At 74.7% G+C, this 22,731-nt stretch carries 19 protein-coding genes, 2 tRNA genes and 1 riboswitch; of the genes, 9 read left to right on the top strand and 12 right to left on the bottom strand.

The window, feature by feature from the left end; all coding sequences use genetic code 11:
* Window positions 1-28 precede the first annotated feature (28 nt).
* The 7 genes from ACWFNE_RS07930 to ACWFNE_RS07900 all read right to left on the bottom strand — a co-directional run bounded on the left by ACWFNE_RS07930 (window position 29) and on the right by ACWFNE_RS07900 (window position 5,254).
* Window positions 29-1,252, bottom strand: a complete 1,224-nt coding sequence (locus tag ACWFNE_RS07930; protein WP_452121880.1) for a bifunctional RNase H/acid phosphatase — start codon at window positions 1,250-1,252, stop codon at window positions 29-31.
* Entirely contained in the window at window positions 1,252-1,992 is a 741-nt protein-coding gene (locus ACWFNE_RS07925) for a zinc ribbon domain-containing protein (RefSeq protein WP_452121879.1), read from the bottom strand. Before ACWFNE_RS07925 ends, ACWFNE_RS07930 begins: the two co-directional genes overlap by 1 nt.
* Window positions 1,989-3,203 (bottom strand): Nif3-like dinuclear metal center hexameric protein, encoded by a 1,215-nt coding sequence (locus tag ACWFNE_RS07920; protein ID WP_452121878.1) that lies wholly within the window; start codon window positions 3,201-3,203, stop codon window positions 1,989-1,991. The genes ACWFNE_RS07925 and ACWFNE_RS07920 overlap by 4 nt, the downstream gene beginning before the upstream one ends.
* Before the next feature lie 10 nt (window positions 3,204-3,213).
* The gene (locus ACWFNE_RS07915) at window positions 3,214-4,119 is read right to left on the bottom strand and encodes an MOSC domain-containing protein (protein ID WP_452121877.1); all 906 of its coding nucleotides are present in this window, start codon (window positions 4,117-4,119) and stop codon (window positions 3,214-3,216) included.
* A gap of 114 nt (window positions 4,120-4,233) precedes the next feature.
* Window positions 4,234-4,307, bottom strand: a tRNA-Val gene (locus ACWFNE_RS07910).
* A gap of 36 nt (window positions 4,308-4,343) precedes the next feature.
* Window positions 4,344-4,835, bottom strand: coding sequence for a peroxiredoxin (locus ACWFNE_RS07905; protein ID WP_452121876.1), 492 nt, complete (start codon window positions 4,833-4,835; stop codon window positions 4,344-4,346).
* A complete protein-coding gene (locus tag ACWFNE_RS07900) occupies window positions 4,832-5,254 on the bottom strand; it encodes a DUF3052 domain-containing protein (RefSeq protein WP_412869454.1) in 423 nt (140 codons plus the stop codon). The genes ACWFNE_RS07905 and ACWFNE_RS07900 overlap by 4 nt, the downstream gene beginning before the upstream one ends.
* Before the next feature lie 305 nt (window positions 5,255-5,559).
* On the opposite strand from ACWFNE_RS07900, the gene aceE reads away from it, so the two are divergent.
* Window positions 5,560-8,304: a pyruvate dehydrogenase (acetyl-transferring), homodimeric type gene (gene aceE / locus ACWFNE_RS07895; protein ID WP_452121875.1), complete on the top strand. Its 2,745-nt coding sequence runs from the start codon at window positions 5,560-5,562 to the stop codon at window positions 8,302-8,304.
* 84 nt (window positions 8,305-8,388) lie between these two features.
* Here aceE and ACWFNE_RS07890 read toward each other — a convergent pair whose 3' ends face one another.
* Window positions 8,389-9,075 (bottom strand): hypothetical protein, encoded by a 687-nt coding sequence (locus tag ACWFNE_RS07890; RefSeq protein ID WP_452121874.1) that lies wholly within the window; start codon window positions 9,073-9,075, stop codon window positions 8,389-8,391.
* A 114-nt stretch (window positions 9,076-9,189) separates the two neighbouring features.
* On the opposite strand from ACWFNE_RS07890, the gene ACWFNE_RS07885 reads away from it, so the two are divergent.
* The 5 genes from ACWFNE_RS07885 to fabF all read left to right on the top strand — a co-directional run bounded on the left by ACWFNE_RS07885 (window position 9,190) and on the right by fabF (window position 14,410).
* Complete coding sequence (locus ACWFNE_RS07885) at window positions 9,190-10,455, top strand: PucR family transcriptional regulator (RefSeq protein WP_452121873.1); 1,266 nt, start codon at window positions 9,190-9,192, stop codon at window positions 10,453-10,455.
* 88 nt (window positions 10,456-10,543) lie between these two features.
* Window positions 10,544-11,560 (top strand): ACP S-malonyltransferase, encoded by a 1,017-nt coding sequence (locus ACWFNE_RS07880; protein WP_452121872.1) that lies wholly within the window; start codon window positions 10,544-10,546, stop codon window positions 11,558-11,560.
* Entirely contained in the window at window positions 11,557-12,555 is a 999-nt protein-coding gene (locus ACWFNE_RS07875) for a beta-ketoacyl-ACP synthase III (RefSeq protein ID WP_452121871.1), read from the top strand. Before ACWFNE_RS07880 ends, ACWFNE_RS07875 begins: the two co-directional genes overlap by 4 nt.
* Window positions 12,556-12,692: 137 nt before the next feature.
* Window positions 12,693-12,941: an acyl carrier protein gene (locus ACWFNE_RS07870; RefSeq protein ID WP_258723611.1), complete on the top strand. Its 249-nt coding sequence runs from the start codon at window positions 12,693-12,695 to the stop codon at window positions 12,939-12,941.
* Between the two features lie 221 nt (window positions 12,942-13,162).
* A complete protein-coding gene (gene fabF, locus ACWFNE_RS07865) occupies window positions 13,163-14,410 on the top strand; it encodes a beta-ketoacyl-ACP synthase II (protein WP_452121870.1) in 1,248 nt (415 codons plus the stop codon).
* A gap of 197 nt (window positions 14,411-14,607) precedes the next feature.
* Here fabF and ACWFNE_RS07860 read toward each other — a convergent pair whose 3' ends face one another.
* The 3 genes from ACWFNE_RS07860 to ACWFNE_RS07850 all read right to left on the bottom strand — a co-directional run bounded on the left by ACWFNE_RS07860 (window position 14,608) and on the right by ACWFNE_RS07850 (window position 16,318).
* Window positions 14,608-15,108, bottom strand: coding sequence for a DUF3145 domain-containing protein (locus tag ACWFNE_RS07860; protein WP_034625127.1), 501 nt, complete (start codon window positions 15,106-15,108; stop codon window positions 14,608-14,610).
* Between the two features lie 270 nt (window positions 15,109-15,378).
* Window positions 15,379-15,864, bottom strand: coding sequence for a peptide deformylase (gene def, locus ACWFNE_RS07855; RefSeq protein ID WP_034625130.1), 486 nt, complete (start codon window positions 15,862-15,864; stop codon window positions 15,379-15,381).
* Between the two features lie 265 nt (window positions 15,865-16,129).
* A complete protein-coding gene (locus tag ACWFNE_RS07850; protein WP_034625178.1) occupies window positions 16,130-16,318 on the bottom strand; it encodes a BldC family transcriptional regulator in 189 nt (62 codons plus the stop codon).
* A 58-nt stretch (window positions 16,319-16,376) separates the two neighbouring features.
* Window positions 16,377-16,451: riboswitch (cyclic di-GMP riboswitch) on the bottom strand.
* Between the two features lie 609 nt (window positions 16,452-17,060).
* Here ACWFNE_RS07850 and ACWFNE_RS07845 point away from each other — a divergent pair.
* The 3 genes from ACWFNE_RS07845 (at window position 17,061) to ACWFNE_RS07835 (ending at window position 22,366) form a co-directional block, all read left to right on the top strand.
* The gene (locus tag ACWFNE_RS07845; protein WP_452121869.1) at window positions 17,061-20,462 is read left to right on the top strand and encodes an EAL domain-containing protein; all 3,402 of its coding nucleotides are present in this window, start codon (window positions 17,061-17,063) and stop codon (window positions 20,460-20,462) included.
* 89 nt (window positions 20,463-20,551) lie between these two features.
* Window positions 20,552-21,073: a DUF2231 domain-containing protein gene (locus ACWFNE_RS07840; RefSeq protein ID WP_452121868.1), complete on the top strand. Its 522-nt coding sequence runs from the start codon at window positions 20,552-20,554 to the stop codon at window positions 21,071-21,073.
* Window positions 21,074-21,301: 228 nt separating this feature from the next.
* Complete coding sequence (locus ACWFNE_RS07835; protein WP_452121867.1) at window positions 21,302-22,366, top strand: lytic polysaccharide monooxygenase; 1,065 nt, start codon at window positions 21,302-21,304, stop codon at window positions 22,364-22,366.
* Between the two features lie 152 nt (window positions 22,367-22,518).
* Here the strand turns inward: ACWFNE_RS07835 and ACWFNE_RS07830 are convergent.
* A tRNA-Ile gene (locus ACWFNE_RS07830) sits at window positions 22,519-22,592 on the bottom strand.
* Window positions 22,593-22,731: the final 139 nt, after the last annotated feature.

The following is a 22,731-nucleotide window of genomic DNA, read 5'->3' as shown; positions in this document are numbered from 1 at the left end:
CCACCGAGGTCGGGGCGGCACCACGGCGTCAGCGCGCGGGCGCCCAGCCCTCGCTCGGTGCTCCGGCGACCGCGACCTCGGTCCGCCCGTCCTCGAACAGCCGCACGATGCTCACCGACGCCGGCGCCACGCGGAGCTGGCTCCACGCCGACGGCTGCGCGCGCATCGTGAGCCCGAGCGCTGCGCGGATCGCGACCGCGTGGCTGACGACGACGACGGTCCGGTCGACGCCGCCGGCGAGCAGCGCGTCCAGACCGCCCTGGATGCGGCGGCCGACGTCCTCGATCGACTCGCCACCGGGCGGGCGGACGTCGGCCCGCGTGTGCCACGGCACGAGCATCCCGGGCCAGCGCTCCTCGATCCCCTCGGCGGTCAGCCCCTGCCAGGCGCCGAAGTCCGCCTCCTGGAACGCCGGCTCGGTGCGCACGGGCAGACCGAGCCGCCGCGCCACGACGGCGGCCGTCTCCTGCGTGCGCACCATCGGGGACGCGAGCAGCTCGGTCGGGTACGGGATGTCGCCCCACAGGTCGCGGCCCACGCGCCGGACCAGCTCCGCCGCGGCCGCGGCCTGCTGCCGCCCGTGGTCGTTCAGGGACGGCCCCGGTTCCGAGGAGCCCGAGTAGCCCCGAGAGACCGTCATGGTCGTCTCCCCGTGGCGTACGAGCACGACCGTGACGGGCTGGGCGTCGTCGAACCGGACCGCCGCGCCGGACGGGCGCGGTCCCCGCGCGGGCGTGCCGTCGCCGCCGGGCGCCGGTGCGGGCGGCAGGCCCGGCGACGGCGCACCGGTCGTCGGTCCGGGGTTCCGCGAGACCGGGCCGCGCGTGTCCATCGCCTCGTTCGCGAGCGCGTCGGCCGCCGAGTTCTCGGCGCGCGGGACCCACGTGTAGGTCACCTGCGCGCGCGGTAGGACCTCGGCGGCGCGCCGGGCCAGGCGGCGCATGTCCTCGTGCTTGATCTGCCAGCGTCCCGACATCTGCTCGACGACGAGCCGGGAGTCCATCCGGACCTCGACGAACGCCGCGGGGTCGATCTGCGCGGCGGCCTCGAGCCCGGCGACGAGCCCGGAGTACTCGGCGACGTTGTTGGTCGTGACCCCGAGGTGGTCGGCGCGGTCCGCGAGCACCTGCCCGGTGGCCGCGTCACGGACGAGGGCCCCGTAGCCGGCGGGCCCCGGGTTGCCGCGCGAGCCGCCGTCCGCCTCGACGACGAGCCGGCGCGGCGAGCCCGCGGCGCCGCCCGCCGACGTCATCAGAAGGCGTCCTCACCGCGCACGAGGATGCGCCCGGAGTCCTCGCAGTACACGATCTCCTCGGGCGGGAGCGCCTTGATGCGCGCGAGCTCGGTGCCGGGCACCTGCAACCCGCTGCCCTCGGACCGCCCGCGCCGCAGGGCCGCGACGGCCACCCCGCCGAGCCGGCCGCGCAGCCGCTCGTAGAGCGCGAGGAGCTTGCCGTCGAGCGGCGAGGCGAGCTCGGTGCGCTGCGCCGCGACCCTCTCGGCCTCGGCGTCGAGCTCCGCGAACGCGGCGTCCCGCTCGGCGACCAGCTCGGCCTCTTGCGCCACGACCTCGGCGTGCGCGGACGTCAGCCCGGCGAGGGCCGACTCGTGCGCCTCGAGCCGCTCCATGACCTCGAGCTCGACCTCCTCGAGCTCGTCCTGCCGGCGCGCGAGCGACGCGAGCTCGCTCTGCAGCGCCTGGAGGTCCTTGGGGCTCCCGGCCCCGGAGTCGAGCCGCGCCTGGTCGCGGGCGGCGCGCGTGCGGACCTGCTCGACGTCGGTCTCGGCCTTCGTGACCTCGCGGCGCAGGTCGTTCGCGGCGGTGCGGGACGCGACGAGCGCGGTGTCGAGGTCCGCGAGCCGGCTGTCGACCTCCGCGAGCCGGGCCAGCACGGGGTGGGTGCGCTTGCGGTGCGCGATCTGGTCGAGCCGGGTGTCGAGCTGCTGCAGGTCGAGGAGCCTGCGCTGGTCCTCGGGGGGTGCGGTGGTCACGGGGCGGTTCCTTCCGACGACGGGGGGCGGTCCGGGCTCGGGACCCGGCCGGACCACGGATCGGTGCGCAGCGTGCTGACCCTGGTCTCCACCGTAGCGCCGGCGGCACGGGCGTCCGCGCGCAGGTCGGCGGCGGCGCGCTCGAGCCACGGCCACTCGGAGGCGAAGTGGGCGACGTCCACGAGGTACGGGGTCGCGGGCGCGCCCGGTGCGGCCTCGAACTCGGCGCGCTCGCGCAGCTCGGACGCCGGGTGGTGCCGCAGGTCCGCGGTGAGGTAGGCGTCCACACCGGCGGCCCGCACCGCGTCGAACAGCGAGTCGCCCGAGCCCCCGAGCACCGCCACGCGCTCGACGACCCCGTCAGGGTCGCCCGCGAGCCGCACGCCCTGGGCGGTCGCCGGCAGCGCCTGCGCGACGCGCTCCGCGAAGCCCCGCAGCGTCGTCGGCCCGGGCAGGCGCCCGACGCGTCCGAGCCCCGTCGCGCCGTCCTCGCGCGCCAGCTCGAGCACGTCGAACGCGACCTCCTCGTACGGGTGCGCGGCGCGCATCGCCGCGGTCACGGCGCGGCGCAGCCGGCGGGGCGCGACCATCTCGACACGCGCCTCGACGACGGTCGTGGCCTCGCCCCGGCGGCCGACCGCGGGGTCGGCGCGGTCGGACGGCGTGAACGTGCCCTCCCCCGTCGTCCGCCACGCGCAGCGGCTGTACTCCCCGACCGCCCCCGCGCCGGCGGCGGCGAGGGCGTCGACGAGCCGCTCCGCGTCCGCGACGGGCACGAACACGACGTGCTTGTCGAGCGCCTCGACCGGCTGGGCGACGAGGGGCACCTGGTCGACGAGCCCGACGGCGTCGGCCAGCGCCTCGGCGACCCCGCCGTGCGCCGCGTCGGCGTTGGTGTGGGCGACGTGCAGCGCGACGCCGGAGCGGACGAGCCGGTGCACCAGCGCGCCCTTGAACGTCGTCGCGGCGACCGAGGTCACCGGGCGCAGCAGCAGAGGGTGGTGCACGAGCACGAGGTCCGCACCCCAGGCGACGGCCTCGTCGACGACCGCGGCGACCGGGTCGACGGCGAGCAGCACCCTGCGCACGGGCTGGCCGGGGTCGCCCGTGACGAGCCCGACGGCGTCCCACGACTCGGCCGTCGCGGGCGGGTAGCGGCGCTCGAGGAGCCGCACGACCTCGGCGAGGGGCAGGGCGTCGTCGCGGGTCACGGACGGAACGCTACCCGCCGGGACGCCGCCCGCCGAGCACCTCGACGGGGTCGCCGACCGTGACGCGGCCCGTGGTCACGGGCACCATCCGCACGCCGAACCAGACCTTCCCGTCCCAGCGCCGGTGCTTCGCGAGCGTGCGCAGCGGCTCCTGCCCGCGCGCGAGGGTCGTCGGGTCGACCGTCGTCATGACGCACCGGTCGCAGTGCTCGGCGAACCGGAGCTCGACGTCGCCCACCCGGATGCCGGGCCAGGCGTCCTCCGCGAACGGCTCGACGTCGCCGTCGACCACGAGGTTGGGCCGGAAGCGCTCCATCGCCAGCGAGGCGCGGCGGCCGGCGCTCCCGGCGGCGCCCCGCTCCTCGCCGGTCCCGGGCGCCGCGAGCGCGGGTGACCCGGGGGCGGTGCGGGCCGGCGCTGCGGCGACCCACGCGTCGAGCCGGCGCAGCGACGCCACGACCGTCACCAGCACCGGGCCGTCGTCCGCGAGGCTCAGGACGTCGCCCGGTCGCCCGCCGTGGGCGGGGTCGACCGGACGCCGCGCCGGGTCGTCCTGCCACACGAGCCGGACGTCGAGCCCGAGCGCGGCGCGCAACCACGCGTCGGCCTCGGGCCCAGCCGCCAGTGCACGGCCGACGCGCGAGAGGCCCACGGCCACCGCACGCCCGCCGACGGGCGGCTCGACGGGAAGGTCGCCGTGCTGCGGGTGGCTCAGCACGACCCCGCCCCCGGGGGACGTGCGCGCGCTCACGCCGAGCAGCTCGGGGTGGCGCCGTGCGGTGACCGCAGCGCCCCCGGGGTCGACGAGCATCCACCGGCGGTCGCCGCGCAGCCCCGCACGGTCGACGTCGGCCGACGTGACGGGCTCGCCGCGCAACGACTTCACGGGGTGGACGGTCAGGGCCGCGAGGTGCACCGCGCGACGCTAGCAGGCGGCATCTGCGCGCCGGCTCGACCGCCGGCCCCGGCACGCCGCTGCTGCGCGATCCCCGGCGAGCCCACGCGGGCCGCCGCGCGTCGGGACGAGGGGTGGGCCCGGCCGGTTTCGAACCGGCGACCTCCGCGGTGTAAGCGCGGCGCTCTGACCAGCTGAGCTACAGGCCCCTTGCGACGGGGGCACAGCCTACCCGCCGGACACCCTCAGGCGGGGGCGACGGGGAGCGCCGCGAGCGCCGCCCGGTACTCCGCGACGTCCCGCACGACGCCGCGCGAGTTGCGCACGCACCAGCGGACCACGCCACCGGCGTCGACCAGGAAGCTCCCGCGCAGCGCGAGCCCGTGCGCCTCGTCGAACACGCCGTAGGCACGGGCCACCTGGCCGTGCGGCCAGAAGTCCGAGAGGAGCGCGAACGCGTACCCCTCCTGCTCCGCCCACGCGCGCAGCGAGAACGTCGCGTCGCACGAGACCACGAGGAGCCGCGCGCCGCCGGCCTCGAGCTCCGTCAGGCCGTCACGGAGCTCGCCGAGCTCCTGCGTGCAGCGCCCCGAGAAGGCGAACGGCACGAACACGACGAGCACGGGTGCCCCCCGCAGCGCGCCGAGGCGCACCGGGGTCCCGTGCGTGTCGTCGAGCGTGAAGTCCGGTGCCGGGTCACCGACGCCGACGAGCGCGTCGGGCCCCGACGGGCTCACTTGCCGCGGCCGCGCGTCCCGAGCCGCGTCGCGGACCAGTCGGAGGCGATCGCGAAGGTGCTCGTCGCGTGGAGCCCCGCGGTGGTCGCGGCCTCCTCGATGTCACCGTGGTCGACGTGACCGGAGCGGCCGGGCTTGGGCGTGAACACCCAGATCGAGCCCCCGTCGTCCAGCACGGTCTGCGCGTCCACGAGGGAGTCGGTGAGGTCGCCGTCCTCCTCGCGCCACCAGATCACCACGGCGTCCGTGACGTCGTCGTAGTCCTCGTCGACGAGCTCGGTGCCGGTGGCGGCCTCGATCGCTGCGCGCAGGTCGTCGTCGACGTCGTCGTCGTACCCGAACTCCTGGATCACCTGACCGGAGGTGAAGCCCAGACGAACCGCTGCCTGCGTGGCCGCGTCGCCCGCGGTGCTTGCCACGTGCTGACCGTTCCCTTCCGTCGAGACCGCCCAGAGGTGGCGACCTTTCGATTCCGCAAACCGTAGCCCACCGCACCGGGGGACGCCGTGGCAAGGGCTCCGAGCGAACCGGCGTGGCGCCGGTGTCGTGAGCGTCACGTCCCCCCGGGTGCCCCCGGTGTGACTTTCCGGCCCCGGGAGCAGGAGAATGGGTGAACTACCCCGCGCCCGACGGCGCGCACTGCCGCGCAGAGACGTCGGGACCGGGTCCAGGTGCGCGCAGGGGCCGACCAGGCGCCGCCGCGAACGAGAGGCGAGGAGCGCTGGTGGCTTCGACCGACGAAAGAGGGCCGCTCATCAACGGCCTGCTGAGCCAGGTACCCGACTTCGACCCGGAGGAGACCGGTGAGTGGGTCGAGTCGCTCGACGGCCTGATCGACGACCGCGGCGGGCCGCGGGCACGCTACGTGCTGCTGAGCCTGCTCAAGCGGGCACGCGAGCGCAACATCGCGGTGCCGACGTCCCTGAACACGCCGTACGTCAACACGATCGGCGTGCACGAGGAGCCGTACTTCCCCGGCGACGAGGTCATGGAGCGGCGCTACCGCTCGTGGATCCGCTGGAACGCGGCCGTCATGGTCACGCGCGCGCAGCGTCCCGGCGTCGCGGTCGGCGGGCACATCTCGTCGTACGCGTCCGTCGCGACGCTCTACGAGGTCGGCCTGAACCACTTCTTCCGCGGCAAGGACCACGAGGGCGGCGGCGACCAGGTCTACTTCCAGGGCCACGCCTCCCCCGGCGTGTACGCGCGCGGGTTCCTCGAGGGCCGCCTGTCCGAGCACCAGCTCGACGGGTTCCGCCAGGAGCTCTCGCACCCCGGCGGCGGCCTGCCGTCCTACCCGCACCCGCGGCTCGCGCCCACGCTGTGGGAGTTCCCGACGGTCTCGATGGGCCTCGGCCCGGCGTCGGCGATCTACCAGGCGTGGACCAACCGCTACCTGCACCTGCGCGGCATCAAGGACACCAGCCAGCAGGACGTGTGGGCGTTCCTCGGCGACGGCGAGATGGACGAGCCCGAGAGCCGCGGCATGCTGCAGCTCGCCGCGCAGCAGGGCCTCGACAACCTCACGTTCGTCGTCAACTGCAACCTGCAGCGCCTCGACGGCCCGGTCCGCGGCAACGGCAAGATCATCCAGGAGCTCGAGGCGCAGTTCCGCGGCGCCGGCTGGAACGTCATCAAGGTCATCTGGGGTCGCGAGTGGGACGTCCTGCTCAACGCCGACAAGGACCGCGCGCTCGTCAACCTCATGAACGAGACGCGGGACGGCGACTACCAGACGTACAAGGCCAACGACGGCGCGTTCGTGCGCGAGCACTTCTTCGGCCGTGACCCGCGCACCAAGCAGCTCGTCGAGAAGATGACGGACGACGAGATCTGGGCGCTCAAGCGCGGCGGGCACGACTACCGCAAGCTCTACGCGGCCTACTCGGCGGCGCGCGCCCACACCGGGCAGCCGACCGTGATCCTCGCGCACACGATCAAGGGCTACGGCCTGGGCTCGGGCTTCGCCGGACGCAACGCGACGCACCAGATGAAGAAGCTCAAGGGCGACGACCTCAAGGCGCTGCGCGACTCGCTGCACATCCCGATCACGGACGAGCAGATCGACGCCGACCCGTACCTGCCGCCGTACTTCCACCCCGGCGCGGACGACCCGGCGATCCAGTACATGCTCGACCGGCGCCGCCAGCTCGGCGGGTACGTGCCGGAGCGCCGCGAGAAGCACGTCCCGGTGCAGGTCCCGGGCGACAAGGTCTACGAGGGGCTCGCCAAGGGCTCCGGCACGCAGGAGGTCGCCACGACGATGGCGCTCGTGCGCCTGTTCAAGGACCTCGTCCGCGACAAGGAGTTCGGCCACCGGATCGTCCCGATCATCCCGGACGAGGCCCGCACGTTCGGCCTCGACGCGATCTTCCCGAGCGCCAAGATCTTCAACACGCAGGGCCAGCACTACCTCGCGGTCGACCGCGACCTCATGCTCTCCTACAAGGAGTCCGAGGCCGGCCAGATCATGCACACCGGCATCAACGAGGCGGGCTCGGCGGCGGCGTTCCAGGCGGTCGGCACCTCGTACGCGACGCACGGCGAGCCGCTCGTGCCGTTCTACTTCTACTACTCGATGTTCGGGTTCCAGCGCACGGGCGACCAGTTCTGGGCCGCCGGCGACCAGATGACCCGCGGCTTCCTCATCGGGGCCACCGCGGGACGGACGACGCTGACCGGCGAGGGCCTGCAGCACGCCGACGGGCACTCGCCCGTGATCGCGGCGACCATGCCGCACGTCGTGCACTACGACCCGGCGTACGGGTACGAGATCCGGCACATCGTGCGCGACGGCATCGACCGCATGTACGGCCCCGACTCGGGTCGCGACCGGGACGTCCTGTACTACCTCACGGTGTACAACGAGCCGATGCTGCAGCCGGCCGAGCCCGAGGGCGTCGACGTCGAGGGCATCCTGCGCGGCATCCACCGCGTCGCCGAGGCCGAGGGCGACGGGCCCCGCGCCCAGATCCTCGCGTCGGGTGTCGCGGTGCCGTGGGCGCTCGAGGCGCGCGAGCTGCTCGCGAACGACTGGGGCGTGCGCGCCGCGGTGTGGTCGGTCACGAGCTGGAACGAGCTGCGGCGCGACGGCCTGCGGGCTGACGAGCGGGCGTTCCTGCACCCCGGCGAGGAGCAGCACGAGGCGTACGTCACCTCGAAGCTGCGCGGGTCCGAGGGCCCGTTCGTCGCGGTCAGCGACTTCGACCACCTCGTGCCCGACCAGATCCGCCAGTGGGTCCCGGGCACGTACGCGACGCTCGGCGCCGACGGCTTCGGCTTTTCGGACACGCGGCCGGCCACGCGGCGGCACTTCAAGATCGACGGCCCCTCGGTCGTCGTCCGGGTGCTCCAGCAGCTCGCCCGCGAGGGGCACGTGGCGCACGACGCCCCGGCCCGGGCGATCGAGCGGTACCGGCTGCACGACGTCACCGCGGGCACGTCCGGCAACGCGGGCGGGGAGTCCTGACGCGCGTGCCGTGAGGCGCTGACGGAGACGAGGAGGGGCCCGGCGGATCACCGCCGGGCCCCTCCTCGTCGGTGCAGTGTCGCGTCAGGTGCCGGGCGTGCGCTGCTCGGCCTGCGCGATGGCCCGGCCCAGCTCGACGCGCAGGTCGGCGACGGCTCGCGCGTCCGGGTAGAGGTCGAGCGACGCGAGGTGCTGCTTCGCCTCGAACGGGCGGTCGGCCTCGAGCGCGGCGAGCACGAGCTGGCGCGCGATCTCCGGGTCGTGCTCGCGGGGACGCCAGTGGCCGACACCGAGGGACAGCGCGTCGACCGGGAGGCCCGCGTCGCGCAGGACGCCGAGACCCGCGGCGAGCGCCTGGCCGCTCGGGTCGCGCTCCGCGGCGGTCGTGAGCCGGCGCAGCGTCCCCTCGTGGTCGTCGCGCACGGAGAGGCGGGCGACCTCGATGAGCGGGTACCACGCGCGCGGGTTGCCGGCGAGCTCCTCGCCGAGCGACCACACCGCGAGGTCGGCGGCGCGCTGGCGCTCGCTCTCGTCGGTCGGGGCGCTCAGCGGGTCGCCGTCGTGCGAGGTCTCGGCGGCGCGACGGCGGACGATCTCCGCGAGCGCGCTGAACGCGCGCTCGTTGTTCGGGTCGTCGCTCAGCATCGAGCGCAGGGCGTCCTCGTGCAGGGTGTCCCCGCGGCGCGTGGCCGTGGTCGGGCGCCGTGCGCCCACTCTCGATGCCGACGTCGGTCGTCGCATGAGCTGGCGGAGCCGGGGCAGAAGGGCCATGAGGCGACAATATCCGCTGGCTCGCCCGCGCACCCGGGCTGGGGCCCGGATCCGCGGTCTCGACGGCCTCGGTCTTTGTCGACTTCCCACAACGGCGGACCGTATGCTCGCCCGATGGCCCCGCCCCGCACCCGCATCTCGGCGCGCGAGCCCGGGACGTCGACCCGCACCGCGGCGGCGACCCCGCCGCCCGCCGCGCCCCGTGGCAGCGACGCACCGTGCCCGACCGGGACGGAGACGCTGCGCCGCGTGCGGGACGGCAACGGCCTGCTCGCCGCGGCGGCCATGCGCCGGCTCGACGAGGACCTCGACTGGTACCGCACGCTGCCCGCCGAGGACCGCTCCTGGGTCGGGCTCGTCGCGCAGGCCGGCATCACGGCGTTCGTCACGTGGTTCGGCGACCGGTCGGCACCGCCGCACGGCGTGGGAGAGATCTTCGCCGCCGCTCCCCCGGAGCTCACGCGGTCGATCTCCCTGCAGCACACGCTCCAGCTCGTCCGGGTCGTCGTCGACGTCGTCGAGACGCACAGCGACGAGCTCGCGGCGCCGGGCGGGGAACGCGACCTGCGCGAGGCGGTCCTGCGCTACTCGCGCGAGGTCGCGTTCTCGGCCGCGGAGGTCTACGCCCGGGCCGCCGAGGTGCGCGGGGCATGGGACGCGCGGCTCGAGGCGCTCGTCGTGGACGCCCTGGTCCGGGGCGAGGTCGACGACGCGCTGCGCTCGCGGCTCGCGGCGCTCGGCTGGAGCGGCCGAGGCTCGACGCTCGTCATGGTCGGCACGACGTCCTCGGTCCTCGACGACGTGCGCGCCGCGGACCTGCGGCGCACGACCCGCCGGGCCGCGGACGACGCCCTCGTCGGGATCCAGGGCGACCGGCTCGTCGTCATCCTGGGCGGCGAGCGGGACCTGCGCACCGCCGCCACCTCGCTGCTCCCGCGCTTCGGGCCCGGGCCCGTGGTCATCGGTCCGGTCGTCCGCGACCTCGCCGACGCGGCACGTTCGGCGCGCGCGGCACTCGCCGGCCTCGTCGCGGCGCCCGCCTGGGAGCAGGCCCCGCGGCCCGTGCCCGCTGACGACCTGCTCCCCGAGCGGGTGCTCACCGGTGACGTGACGGCGCGGCGCACGCTGGTCGCCCAGGCGTACGAGCCGCTCGTCGCCGCGACCGGCTCGCTGCTCGAGACCCTCTCGGCGTACCTCGGCGCGGGCCGGTCGCTCGAGGCCGCGGCGCGCGTGCTGTACGTGCACCCCAACACCGTCCGCTACCGCCTGCGCCGGGTCGCGGACGTCACGGGCTGGGACCCCCTCGACCCGCGCGAGGCGTACGTGCTGCAGACGGCGCTCGCGCTGGGCCGTCTGGGTGAGTCGGCCGCCGGCTCCTGAGCCTTTGTAGGATCGGCACAACGTCGTTCGTCGAGGTTGGTGCGCGTCGTGTGCCGTGCCGGCGGGACAAGCAGGGCACAGTGGACAGGTGCTCGCCATCGTCTGCCCTGGCCAGGGCTCCCAGTCCCCCGGAATGCTCGGCCCGTGGCTCGAGCTCGACGGGGCGGCCGCGCGCCTCGACGGGTTCTCCCGCGCCGCCGGGCTCGACCTCGCCGCGCACGGCACGACCTCGGACGCCGACACGATCCGGGACACCGCCGTCGCCCAGCCGCTCATCGTCTCGACGTCGTTGCTGGCCCTGCACGCGGTGCTCGACGGCCTCGGCGGGCACACGGCCCCCGAGATCGCCGACGTCACCGCAGGCCACTCCGTGGGCGAGTTCGCCGCTGCCGCTGTCGCGGGGGTGCTGGACGACGCGGACGCGGTCGGTCTCGTGGCGCAGCGCGCGACCGCGATGGCCCGCGCCGCTGCCACGACCCCGACCGGGATGAGCGCGGTCGTCGGCGGCGACCCCGAGGAGGTCCTCGCCGCGATCGCGGCCGCCGGCCTCACGCCCGCCAACGTCAACGGGGGCGGCCAGGTCGTCGCGGCCGGCGCCCTCGACGCCCTCGCAGCGCTCGCGGCGGACCCGCCGGCCAAGGCCCGCGTGATCCCGCTCCAGGTGGCGGGGGCGTTCCACACCGAGTTCATGCGTCCCGCGCTCGACGCGTTCGCCCCCGCCGCCGCGGGCCAGGCGGCGCACGACCCGCGGACCGTGCTGCTGTCCAACGCCGACGGTCGCGCCTACGGCGACCTGCCGGGTGCGACCGGCCCGCACGGCTCGGGCGCCGAGGTGCTCGGACGGCTCGCGCAGCAGATCGTGGCCCCGGTGCGCTGGGACCTGTGCCAGGACACCCTGGTCGCGCTCGGCGTCACCGGCCTGCTCGAGCTCGCCCCCGGTGGTGTCCTCACGGGCCTCGCGCGACGTACGCTGCGCGGGGTCGAGACGGTCGCGGTGAAGTCCCCGGCCGACCTCGACGCCGCGCGCGACCTCGTGCTGCGCCACACCTCCTCGCCCGCGAGCAGCGCGGCCGAGTCCCCGAGCACCCAGGAGAACGCCTCGTGACCCGTCCGACCCTCACGCAGGCGACCGGCCCCGCGCACACGCGGATCCTGGGGCTGGGCGCCGCGCGCGGCTCGAAGGTCGTGCCGAACGACGACATCGTGGGGCCGATCGAGTCCTCGGACGAGTGGATCCGCCAGCGGACCGGGATCGTCACGCGCCGCCGCGCCGAGGCGGACACGGACGTGCTCGACCTCGCCGAGGAGGCGGCCCGCGAGGCGATCGCGAACGCGGGGCTCACGGGCGCGGACATCGACGCGGTCATCCTGTCGACGGTCACCTACTTCCACCAGACGCCCGCGGGCGCGGCGATCGTCGCGGACCGGGTCGGCGCGACACCCGCCGCGGCGTACGACATCTCCGCCGCGTGCGCCGGGTACTGCTACGGCGTCGGCCAGGCCGACGCGCTCGTGCGCTCGGGCGCCGCGCGCAACGTGCTGGTGATCGGCGCGGAGAAGATGAGCGACTTCATCGACCCGGCCGACCGCAGCATCTCGTTCCTGCTCGGCGACGGCGCCGGCGCCGTGGTGATCGGCCCCTCCGACACCCCCGGCATCGGCCCGACGGTCTGGGGGTCCGACGGCGGGCAGGCGCAGCTCATCCGCCAGACGCACTCGTGGCAGGAGGCGGGCGAGCACGGCTGGCCGACGCTGCGCCAGGAGGGTGCGAGCGTCTTCAAGTGGGCCGTCTGGCAGATGGCGCCCGTCGCGCAGAAGGCCGTGGCCGCCGCCGGGCTGACGATCGACGACCTCGACGCGTTCATCCCCCACCAGGCGAACATGCGGATCATCGACCAGATGATCAAGCAGCTCAAGCTCCCCGACACGGTCGCGGTCGGCCGGGACATCGCCGACATGGGCAACACGTCGGCGGCCTCGATCCCGCTCGCGACCGAGCGCCTGCTCCGGGAGGGCCAGGTCAAGAGCGGGGACATCGCGCTGCAGATCGGCTTCGGCGCGGGGCTCGTGTACGCCGCGCAGGTCGTCGTCCTGCCCTGATCCCGGCGCGGGGAGCCGCCCCCACGGGGCTCCCGACACGCGACCGGCCCGACCGCGGGTCCGCCGCACGGCGGTACCGTGCACAGTTCAGCAGCACCCCCAGCACGTCCCAGCAGCACCCAACCAAGGAGACACCGATGGCGCACAGCGAGCAGGAGATCCTGGCCGGACTGGCCGAGATCGTCAGCGAGGAGACGGGCCTTCCCACCGACTCCGTCCTGCCCGAGAAGTCCTTCACCGACGACCTCGACATCGACTCGCTGTCGATGATGACGATCGTCACCCTCGCCGAGGAGAAGTTCGACGTGCGCATCCCCGACGACGAGGTCAAGAACCTCGTTACGGTCGGCGACGCGGTCTCGTTCATCTCGGGCGCCCAGTCCTGAGCCCGCCGCTCGGCCGGCACCCCGCCGGCTGAGCACCGCTCGGCCCGCACCACCGGCCGAGCACAGCCCGACCGGGCGCCGTTCACCTGAACGCCCCCGGTCCGCGCTCCCCCGAGGACGCAGCACGACGCAGCCGGCCGCCCGGCCCACCCACGGCGCACCACCCGCCCGGGCCGGGCGCCCGGACGTCCCTCCCGCCACCGCCCCGAACTGGAGCACCCATGAGCCCCGTCACCGACGTCGTCGTCACCGGCCTCGGCGCCACCACTCCCCTCGGTGGTGACGTCCCGAGCACCTGGCAGGCCGCCCTCGCGGGCGAGTCCGGCGCGCGCCCGCTCTCGAACGACTGGGCGGAGCGGTACGAGATCGCCGTGAGCTTCGCGGCGCAGCTCAAGGTCGCGCCCGACGCGGTCCTGTCCCGCCCCGAGATCAAGCGCATGGACCCCTCGGCGCAGTACGCGATCATCGCCTCGCGCGAGGCCTGGGCCGACGCGGGCAGCCCCGAGGTCGACCCCGAGCGCCTGGGCACCGTCGTGTCCTCGGGCATCGGCGGCATCTGGACGACGCTCGACGCGTGGGACACGCTGCGGGAGAAGGGCGGGCGCCGCGTCCTGCCCATGACCGTGCCGATGCTCATGCCGAACTCCCCCGCCGCGTACGTCGAGCTCGAGCTCGGCGCCCGCGCCGGCGCGCACGCGCTGGTCTCGGCGTGCGCGTCGGGCGCCGAGGCGATCGGGTACGCCGTCGAGATGATCCGCTCGGGTCGCGCCGACGTCGTCGTGGCCGGTGGCACCGAGGCCGCGATCCACCCCATGCCGCTCGCGGCGTTCGCGGCGTCGCGCACGCTGTCGACGCGCAACGACGACCCCGCCGCCGCGTCCCGGCCGTACGACACCGGGCGTGACGGGTTCGTGCTCGGCGAGGGTGCCGGCATCGTGGTGCTCGAGAGCGCCGAGCACGCTGCCGCCCGAGGCGCGCGCGTCTACGCCAAGATCGCCGGCGTCGGCCTGTCCGCCGACGGCTACCACCTGACGTCCCCCGAGCCGTCGGGGCGCGGTCAGATCTCCGCGATGCGCTCGGCCCTCTCCGACGCCGGGATCGACCCGGCGGACGTGCGGCACGTCAACGCGCACGCCACGTCGACGGTCGTCGGCGACCTCATCGAGGCTCGGGGTGTGCGTGACGTGCTCGGCTCGGCCGCGGACCAGGTCGCGCTCTCGGCGACGAAGTCGATGACGGGTCACCTGCTCGGCGGCGCCGGCGCGCTCGAGACGATCTTCACGGTGCTCGCGCTCCACGAGCGCACGGCTCCCCCGACCATCAACGTCACGGACCCGGACCCGGAGCTCGTGCTCGACCTGGTGCGCGACACCGCGCGGGCTCTGCCTGCCGAGGGGCAGCTCGCCGCGATCAACAACTCGTTCGGCTTCGGTGGCCACAACGTCGCCCTCGTGGTGACGACGGCCTGACCCGCACACGACGACGGCCTGACAGCACACGACGACGCCCGGCAGCCGCGACCCGTGAGGGTGCGGCGACCGGGCGTCGTCGTGCGTGGCGCCGCCGGCGTCGCGGCCCAGCCGTTGTCGGCCGGTCGGCCGTCGCGAGCGGGTGAGCCGGGACCGACGGGTCTGCCGTCGGGGGCGTGGCAGCCGTCGCCGGCGGTTCAGCCGACCCGGTGCAGCCAGCGCACGGGCGCGCCGGCACCGGCGTAGCGGAACGGCTCGAGCTCGTCGTCCCACGCCTGCCCGAGCGCGAGGTCGAGCTCGGCGCGCAGACGAGCCGGGTCGGCCGCGTGCACGAGGGCCGCGCGGATGCGGTCCTCGGGTACGACGACGTTGCCGTGCACGTCGGTCTGGGCGTGGAAGATGCCGAGCTCGGGCGTGTGGCTCCAGCGGGAGCCGTCGGTGCCGTGGCTCGACTCCTCGGTCACCTCGTAGCGCAGGTGGGTCCACCCGCGCAGCGCCGAGGCCAGGCGCGCGCCCGTCCCCTGGGCACCCTGCCAAGACAGCTCCGCCCGGTACATCCCCGGCGCCGCGGGCTGCGGCGTCCAGTCCAGGGACACGCGTGTGCCCAGCACGTTGCCTGCCGCCCACTCCATGTGGGGGCAGAGCGCACGTGGCGCTGAGTGCACGAAAAGTACACCGCGGGTGATCGCACCTGCCATGTCGCCCTCCTGACGGCTCGAGGTTCGTCTTCCCCAACGACCTCGTCCCGCGAACGGAGTGCACCACGGCCTCGCGGCGTGCTGGTGACAGCATGCATGATCCGGTCGCCCGGACGCCAGCGAATCCGGCCCCGCCACCCGGACGTGCACCGGCCCGCCGGGCGTTCGGTCACGGTTCGCCCCGATAGGTCGGGATCACGGACCGGGACCGCGGCGGCGACGCCGGGCCTGCCCCGGGCCCGGCGCACCCGCCCGGCGCCGCGACCGGTGTCAGAGCTGGTCGCGGATCGCGCGCATCGCCTTCTTGCGCACCGACCGCTCGAGCCGGTCGAGGTAGAGGTACCCGTCGAGGTGGTCCACCTCGTGCTGCAGGCAGCGAGCCATGAGCTCGGTCCCCTCGACGACGACCTCATGACCGTCGAGGTCCTCGCCCACGACGCGCGCGTACCAGGCGCGCTTCGTCGGGTACCAGAGGCCGGGCACCGAGAGGCATCCCTCGTCGCCGTCCTGGTAGTCCTCGGACAGCTCGACGATGCGCGGGTTGAGCACGTAGCCGATCTCGTCGTCGATGTTCCACGAGAAGGCGCGGAGCCCGACGCCGATCTGGTTGGCGGCGAGGCCGGCCCGACCTTCGTGGTCGACGGTCTCGAGCAGGTCCGTCACGAGCGAGCGCACCCGGTCGTCGACGGTCGTGATCGGGTCGCAGGGGGTGCGCAGGACCGGGTCGCCGACCGTGCGGATCTCTCTCATCGCCATGCCCACGATTGTTTCATGCGGGGCTGTCCGACTCGGGCACTCCGGCGGTCGGGGGTGGACACCGTGCGGCCCGGTGCTCCCCTCCGGCCCGCCGCCGTCCTCGCTCCCCCGCGCCCGTGCCGCCTGCACCTCCGCGGTTCACCAACAACGCCCGCGCATCGACGTGGCCCAGGTCACGTGAATGGGACGGGTGCACGACAAAAGGCCCGGGGATATTCCCCGGGCCTTTCGGCGAGAAGGCTGTGCGCGACGCGCGGCCGAGCGATCAGACGTCGGAACGCTGCTGCGGAACGCCCGTGAGGAGCTGGCGGACCTCGTTCTCGTGGAAGCGGCGGTGCCCACCGAGCGTCCGGACGGCCGAGAGCTTGCCGGCCTGCGCCCAGCGCGTGACGGTCTTCGGGTCGACCCGGAACATCGCTGCGACCTCACCCGGGGTGAGCAGAGCGCCCGGCATCGAGGTGGACTCGGAACGGTTGGGGGTGGTGATGGCCATGATGGCAACTCTCCTGTCGTTCGGTAGCTCGGCTGACCCCTGAGGCCCCGTGGCTTTGCGTCCCCACCTTGCGGCGGGTTTGCCGTTTCTCGCTGACGTCCTCAACTATGCATGAACCCGGACAACTTCGCAACAACCCCCCGAGGGTGAAACGACCCGGCCTGGGGGCCGTTCGGGTGAATCGACGCGCTTCGACGGCGCCTATAACACGGCGCGTATCGGCGCGCATCCTGACCGCAACGCGGGCCCGCGTTGGGCCGGAGCAGACGTATCCGTGACGATCTCTCGCCCTCCTGGCCGATTCGTCCTACCCTTGACCCAACGCCCAGGCGCGAGCGGGGCGGGTCGCCAGGTGACCACGGCGGGTGACGGGCGCCTCATCTTGTGCGGGTGAGGCGCCCGAACGCTGTCCGCGCACTCCCGCGCCGCAGAGACGCACGTCACGCCCGGCCGCGTCACCATCCGCTTTGTCCCCTGGCCGCGTCACCCCCCCCCGCCGCTTCCCCCCGCCGCCACCGGGACGGGTCGCCCGCCCCAGCCGCCGGCCGCGCGGTCGCCGAACGACCGGTCCCCGCGCGTCCGCACCGGGCCGCCCAAGCCCCCCGCACGGCCCCTGACCTGCGGCTCTCCGCTCAAGTCACCCCCGTACGTGCCGATGGTCCTCCCGAGGAGCCCACACGTGGCTCGCACCCGGAGGAGTCACGTGCCGCACACCTGGACCGTCCTCGCGCTCGCGCGCCACATCGGCGGGTTCTACCACGGTGAGCTGCTGGCGGGGCTGGTGCGGGAGGTCACCGCGCAGGGCGGTCGCGTCGTCGTGGCCCAGACCGCACCGGAGGAGCCCGAGCTCGACGAGACGGTCGTCGGCGAGACCGCGCTGTCCGTGGCGTGGGACGAGGCCGACGCGGTCGTCACGATCGCCCTGAGCGCGAGCGCGGCCTTCCTCGCGCGGATGCTCGAGCTCGGCAAGCCCGTCGTGCTCACGAGCCAGCGGGTCGACGGCGTCGAGGCGCCCGTCGCGCTGCCGGACAACCACGGCGGGATCCACGAGGCCGTCGAGCACCTGCGCGCGCACGGGCACAGCCGGATCGGCTTCGTCGGGGACCTGCGGCAGTACGACTACCACGAGCGTCACCTCGCGTACCGCGACGCGCTCACCACCCACGGGCTCGCCCCGAGTGACGAGCTGCTCGTCGTGGCGCGGGACTGGTCGGAGGCCGCGGGCGAGGACGCCGCCCGGGAGCTGCTCCGCCGCCCCGAGCGGCCCGACGCGGTCGTCACCGCGTCCGGGCACAACGCCATCGGACTCATCCGCGGGCTCGCCGCCGCGGGCGTGCGCGTGCCCGAGGACGTCGCGGTCCTCGCGTTCGACAACGTCGAGCACGGTGCGTACGCGACCCCGAGCCTGTCGAGCGTGCACCAGCGGTTCGACGAGGTCGGTGCGCTGGCCGGCTCGCTCGTCATGCGCGCCCTGCGCGGTGAGCACGTGCCCGCGGGCAGCCACGTCGCGGCGGCCACCGTGGTCGTCCCGCGCGGCTCGTGCGGGTGCCGCGACGACGTCCTGACCTCGCGTCCGGCACCGGCGTCCCGCGCCGCGGTCGTGCCCGTGCAGCCCGAGGACCTCCACCGCACCCTGTCGACGCTGCTCGCCGGGCGGCACCCCGGCACCGTGGCTCCCGACGCGACGGCGGCACTCGCCGTCGATCTCGAGCGCCTCCTGCGGCTCGGCGACGACCTGACCGACGCGCACGTCGACGGGCTGCTCGCGCTGATGCGCGGCTCCGCGCCCGGCGACGACGCGCTGCACCGGGTCACCTCGGTGCTCACCGAGCACGTCCAGCGGCTCATGAGCACGGGGACCGCCGCCGGCGCGAGCCCGCACCCCGCCGCGCTGAGCCGGGTCGCCGCGGCGCTCTGGCGGCTGCAGAACCACGGGTCGGTGCAGCGGGCGCACGCCCTCGCGGACCACGTGCTCGAGGGGTCCGACGTCGCGGCGGCGCTGCTCCGCGCGGACGCGGACGCGGCACGCGGGCTCGGCTGGCTGGCGCAGACCCACTCGCGCGCGGGACTGCTCGCGCTGTGGGACGACGCCGCACCCGGTGCGCCGCTGCGGCTCGCGGGCGTGCACGACCCGGACGGGCTCCTCGACCACCACGTCGGCGCGGAGCTCGACTGGCGCAGGTTCCCGCCGTCGGACCTCGTCGGGGCCGCCGACGGCGCGCAGGGAGAGGTGTGCCTCGTCGTCCCGGTCCGGACCCCGGCCCGGCGCTGGGGTCTGCTCGCCGTCCTCGGCGTCGTGAACTCCCGGTCGAGCCACGAGGCGTACCACCACTGGGCCACGCTCCTGGGCTCGGTGCTCGAGGGCGAGGAGCTCGCACTCAGCGCACGCGCGAGCGAGGCCCGGTACGCGCACGCCGCGCGCGCCGCGAACGACGGCCTCTGGGAGCTCGACCTCGGGACGCGCGCCATGTACGTCTCACCCCGGGGGCGTCAGCTCCTCGGGCTCGACCCCGACGCGCCCGCACGCATGGAGCGCTGGACCGAGGTGACCCACCCGCAGGACCAGGAGCGCGTGCGCGCCTCGTTCGCGCAGGCGCTCGACTCACCCGAGGTCCCCGTCGAGGTCGAGTACCGCGTGCGACGGCCCGACGGGACCTACCACTGGCTGCTCAGCCGCGGCCTCGGCGTCGCGACCGGGCCCTCGGGACGCGCGGCCCGGCTCGTCGGCTCCCTCAGCGACATCCACCCCCGCAAGGAGCTCGAGGAGCGCCTGCGCGCGGCCGCCCTCTACGACCACCTGACCGGGCTGCCGAACCGGCGGCTCTTCCTCGAGCGCCTCACGGCCGCGGTCGAGCAGCACCGCCGCGACCCCGGCTCGAGGTTCGCCGTGCTGTTCTTCGACCTCGACGGGTTCAAGCTCGTCAACGACTCGCTCGGCCACCTCATGGGTGACCAGCTCCTGCTCGCCGTCGCGGAGCGGCTGCGCACGCAGGTCCGCGCGGTCGACACGGCTGCGCGCTTCGGCGGGGACGAGTTCGCGGTCCTGCTGTCCGAGCCCGAGCCCGACGAGCTGCTCGCGATCGCGCAGCGCATCCAGGAGCGGATCTCCGCACCCGTCGAGCTCGCCGGTCACGAGGTCGAGGTCACCGCGAGCGTCGGGGTCGCCACGTCGTCCGGGGAGTACACGGACCCCGAGGACGTGCTGCGCGACGCGGACATCGCGATGTACGACGCCAAGGGCAGCGAGCGCGGCTCCGCGTCGGTGTTCGACCCGACGATGCACGTGCGCGCCACGGTCCGCCTGCGGGCCCGCGGCGAGCTGCGCACCGCCCTCGCCCGCAGCGAGTTCGTGGTGCACTACCAGCCGGTCGTGCCGCTCGACGGGTCGGGTCTCGAGCACTTCGAGGCGCTCGTGCGCTGGGAGCACCCCGAGCGCGGGCTCCTGCTGCCGGGGGACTTCCTGGCCGCCATGGAGGACAACGCCACGATCGTGACGCTCGGCAGCTGGGTCGTCGACGAGGTGTGCCGGCAGGTCGCCGCCTGGTCCCAGGACTACCCGGGACCGGTCGCGGTCGCCGTCAACCTCTCGCACCGCGAGTTCTGGGCGCCCGCCCTGCTGCGGACCGTGACCGACTCGCTCGCCCGGCACGGGGTGCCCGCGCACAGCCTGATCCTCGAGATCACCGAGTCGGTGATCATGGCGGACCCCGCCGTCGCGCGGAAGGTGATGACGGACCTGAGGGCGCTCGGCGTGCGGCTGCACATCGACGACTTCGGGACCGGGCAGTCCTCCCTCAACGCGCTGCGGACGTTCCCCGTCGACGCGCTCAAGATCGACGGCGCGTTCATCCGCGAGCTCGAGGTCGTCGAGCAGACCACCGAGCTCGTGCGGATCATCGTCGAGATGGGCCGGGTGCTCGGGCTCGAGGTCGTCGCCGAGTGCGTCGAGACGCCCTCGCAGGCGGACCGGCTGCGGTCGATGGGCTGCGCGAACGCCCAGGGCTGGCTGTACGCGCGGGCGCTCCCCGGAGCCGAGGCCGGCGCGCTGCTCGGGCACGCGCTCGGGTCGGAGCCGGTCGAGGCGTCCGGGACCGGGAGCCGCTGACCTCCCGCGACGCGGTCGCTCCCCCTGCGGGGCGTGCCACCCCGGGCGATACTCGGCGTGACGCACCACCGGGACCCAAGGAGACGCTCGTGACGACCAGCTCGCCCTCCCGCGCCAAGCAGCCGCGCAACGCCCTCGCCGGCCCGTACGGTCACCCGTTCCACCCGATCCTCGTCACGGTGCCGATCGGTGCCTGGGTCGCGAGCCTGGTGTTCGACCTCGTCTCCCGCATCACGACCGACGGCTCCGCGTTCGTCACCGGCGCGACGTGGCTCATCGGCATCGGCATCGTCGGGGCGCTGCTCGCCGCCGTCGTCGGGTTCCTCGACCTCATGACGATCCCGCAGCGGACCAAGGCGCACCGCACCGCGCTCACGCACATGACGCTGAACGTCGTCGTCGTCGTGCTCTACGCCGTGAACCTCGGGCTGCGACAGGGCGAGGACGGCGACGCGATCAGCACGGTGCCGCTCGTCCTCTCGCTCATCGCGCTGGCGACCCTCGGTGCGTCGGGCTGGCTGGGCGGCAAGCTCGCCTACCGGTACGGAGTGCGCGTCGCCGACGAGGGCACGCAGGCCGAGGGCTTCCAGGCGCAGGCGCCGAAGGGCTGACAGTCTCGCGGCGTGCGTCGGCGCGGGCGCGGCCGGGCTCGGTCGCATAAACGCTTCGGGTTCTTCCGCTCCCTCGGGGCCCGTGTGACGGTCGAGAGCGAACCGGCCCAGGAGCTGGGAGCACCGTCGCGGGGCACGTCGGCACATCGTGGTGCGTGCGTCCCGCGTGAGGTGCGGCGCCCCTCGCCGTCCCGCTCCGGTCCGCTCACCCGAGCACCTGGAGGATGCATGTCCGTACGCCCCCGTCTGCGCAGGCTCGCCCTCGCACTCCCCCTCGCCCTGGTCGCGCCCTTCGTCGCGGTCGCGGTCATGGCCCCGCCCGCGGCGGCCCACGGGTCGGTCACCGACCCGCCCACGCGCAACTACGGCTGCCTCGAGCGCTGGGGCGACAACCACCTCGACCCGACGATGCAGCAGAAGGACCCGATGTGCTGGGGTGCGTGGCAGCACGACCCCAACGCGATGTGGAACTGGAACGGCCTGTACCGCGAGGGTGTCGGCGGCCGGCACGAGGCGACGATCCCGGAGGGTCAGCTCTGCAGCGGCGGGCGCACCTTCTCGCCGCGGTACGACTACATGGACACGCCCGGCAACTGGGTCGCGAAGGGCGTCGCGCAGAAGTTCACGCTGACGCTCACGGACGGCGCGCAGCACGGCGCCGACTACCTGCGCATCTACGTCTCCAAGGCGGGCTTCGACCCCACCACGGAGCGGCTCGGCTGGGACGACCTCGACCTCGTCACGCAGACCGGCCGGTACGCCCCGGCGGGCAAGTACCAGGCGGACGTCGACCTCGGCGCCCACACCGGACGCGCGGTGCTGTTCACGATCTGGCAGGCGAGCCACCTCGACCAGCCGTACTACCTGTGCAGCGACATCAACATCGGCGGTGGCACCACGACGCCGACGCCCACGCCGACCCCGACGGTCACCCCGACGCCCACGCCCACCCCGACCGTGACGCCGAACCCGACGCCCACGCCGACGGTGACGCCCACGGCGACCCCGCAGCCCACGGGCGCCTGCACGGCCACGGTCACCGTCGCCAGCAGCTGGGGCAACGGCTACCAGGGCACGCTCACGATCAAGGCCGGCTCGGCGGCGATCAACGGCTGGACGGCCACGGTGAACGGCGCGACGATCACGCAGGCCTGGAACGGGAAGCTCTCGGGCAGCACCATCACGAGCGAGGCCTACAACGGCAAGCTCGCTGCGGGCGCCACGACCACCGCCGGGTTCCTCGGCAGCGGCCCGGCCCCGACCGGCGCGACCGCCACCTGCACGGCGTCCTGACGTTCGAGGACGCACCTGCACGACGTCGGGGCGACCGGCCCTGACCGCACGGCGCGCGGCCCCGTCCCTCTGCTGAGGGGCGGGGCCGCGCGGGTGCCCGCGGTCGGTCCCGGGTGCGGCGGTGCGTGGGCCGCGCAGGAGCGACGGCGCGGTGGGCCAGGTGGGGCTTGAACCCACGACCGACGGATTATGAGTCCGCTGCTCTGACCGGCTGAGCTACTGGCCCGCGTGCGCCAGGCTACCGGGCGGTCGCGGGGGGGGGGGGGTCGAACGGGGGGGGGCGAGGGGAAAGGGGGGGAGGGGGGGGGGAGAAAAAAGAGAACAACACCACCGAGGCACGCGCCACCCAGAACACATGCAGAGGT

The organism is Cellulomonas sp. NPDC055163 (assembly GCF_053607065.1).
Note: the sequence above shows the minus strand (reverse complement) of the source record. Positions and strands in the feature narration are given on the sequence as shown.

Excerpts from the sequence above, each read along its gene's own strand:
- ACWFNE_RS07885 (WP_452121873.1), top strand. The coding sequence starts at position 9,190 with ATGGCCCCGCCCCGCACCCGCATCTCGGCGCGCGAGCCCGGGACGTCG.
- fabF (WP_452121870.1), top strand. The coding sequence starts at position 13,163 with ATGAGCCCCGTCACCGACGTCGTCGTCACCGGCCTCGGCGCCACCACT.
- ACWFNE_RS07930 (WP_452121880.1), bottom strand. The coding sequence starts at position 1,252 with ATGACGTCGGCGGGCGGCGCCGCGGGCTCGCCGCGCCGGCTCGTCGTC.
- ACWFNE_RS07860 (WP_034625127.1), bottom strand. The coding sequence starts at position 15,108 with ATGGCAGGTGCGATCACCCGCGGTGTACTTTTCGTGCACTCAGCGCCA.
- ACWFNE_RS07870 (WP_258723611.1), top strand. The coding sequence starts at position 12,693 with ATGGCGCACAGCGAGCAGGAGATCCTGGCCGGACTGGCCGAGATCGTC.
- ACWFNE_RS07835 (WP_452121867.1), top strand. The coding sequence starts at position 21,302 with ATGTCCGTACGCCCCCGTCTGCGCAGGCTCGCCCTCGCACTCCCCCTC.
- def (WP_034625130.1), bottom strand. The coding sequence starts at position 15,864 with ATGGCGATGAGAGAGATCCGCACGGTCGGCGACCCGGTCCTGCGCACC.
- ACWFNE_RS07890 (WP_452121874.1), bottom strand. The coding sequence starts at position 9,075 with ATGGCCCTTCTGCCCCGGCTCCGCCAGCTCATGCGACGACCGACGTCG.
- ACWFNE_RS07850 (WP_034625178.1), bottom strand. The coding sequence starts at position 16,318 with ATGCCGGGCGCTCTGCTCACCCCGGGTGAGGTCGCAGCGATGTTCCGG.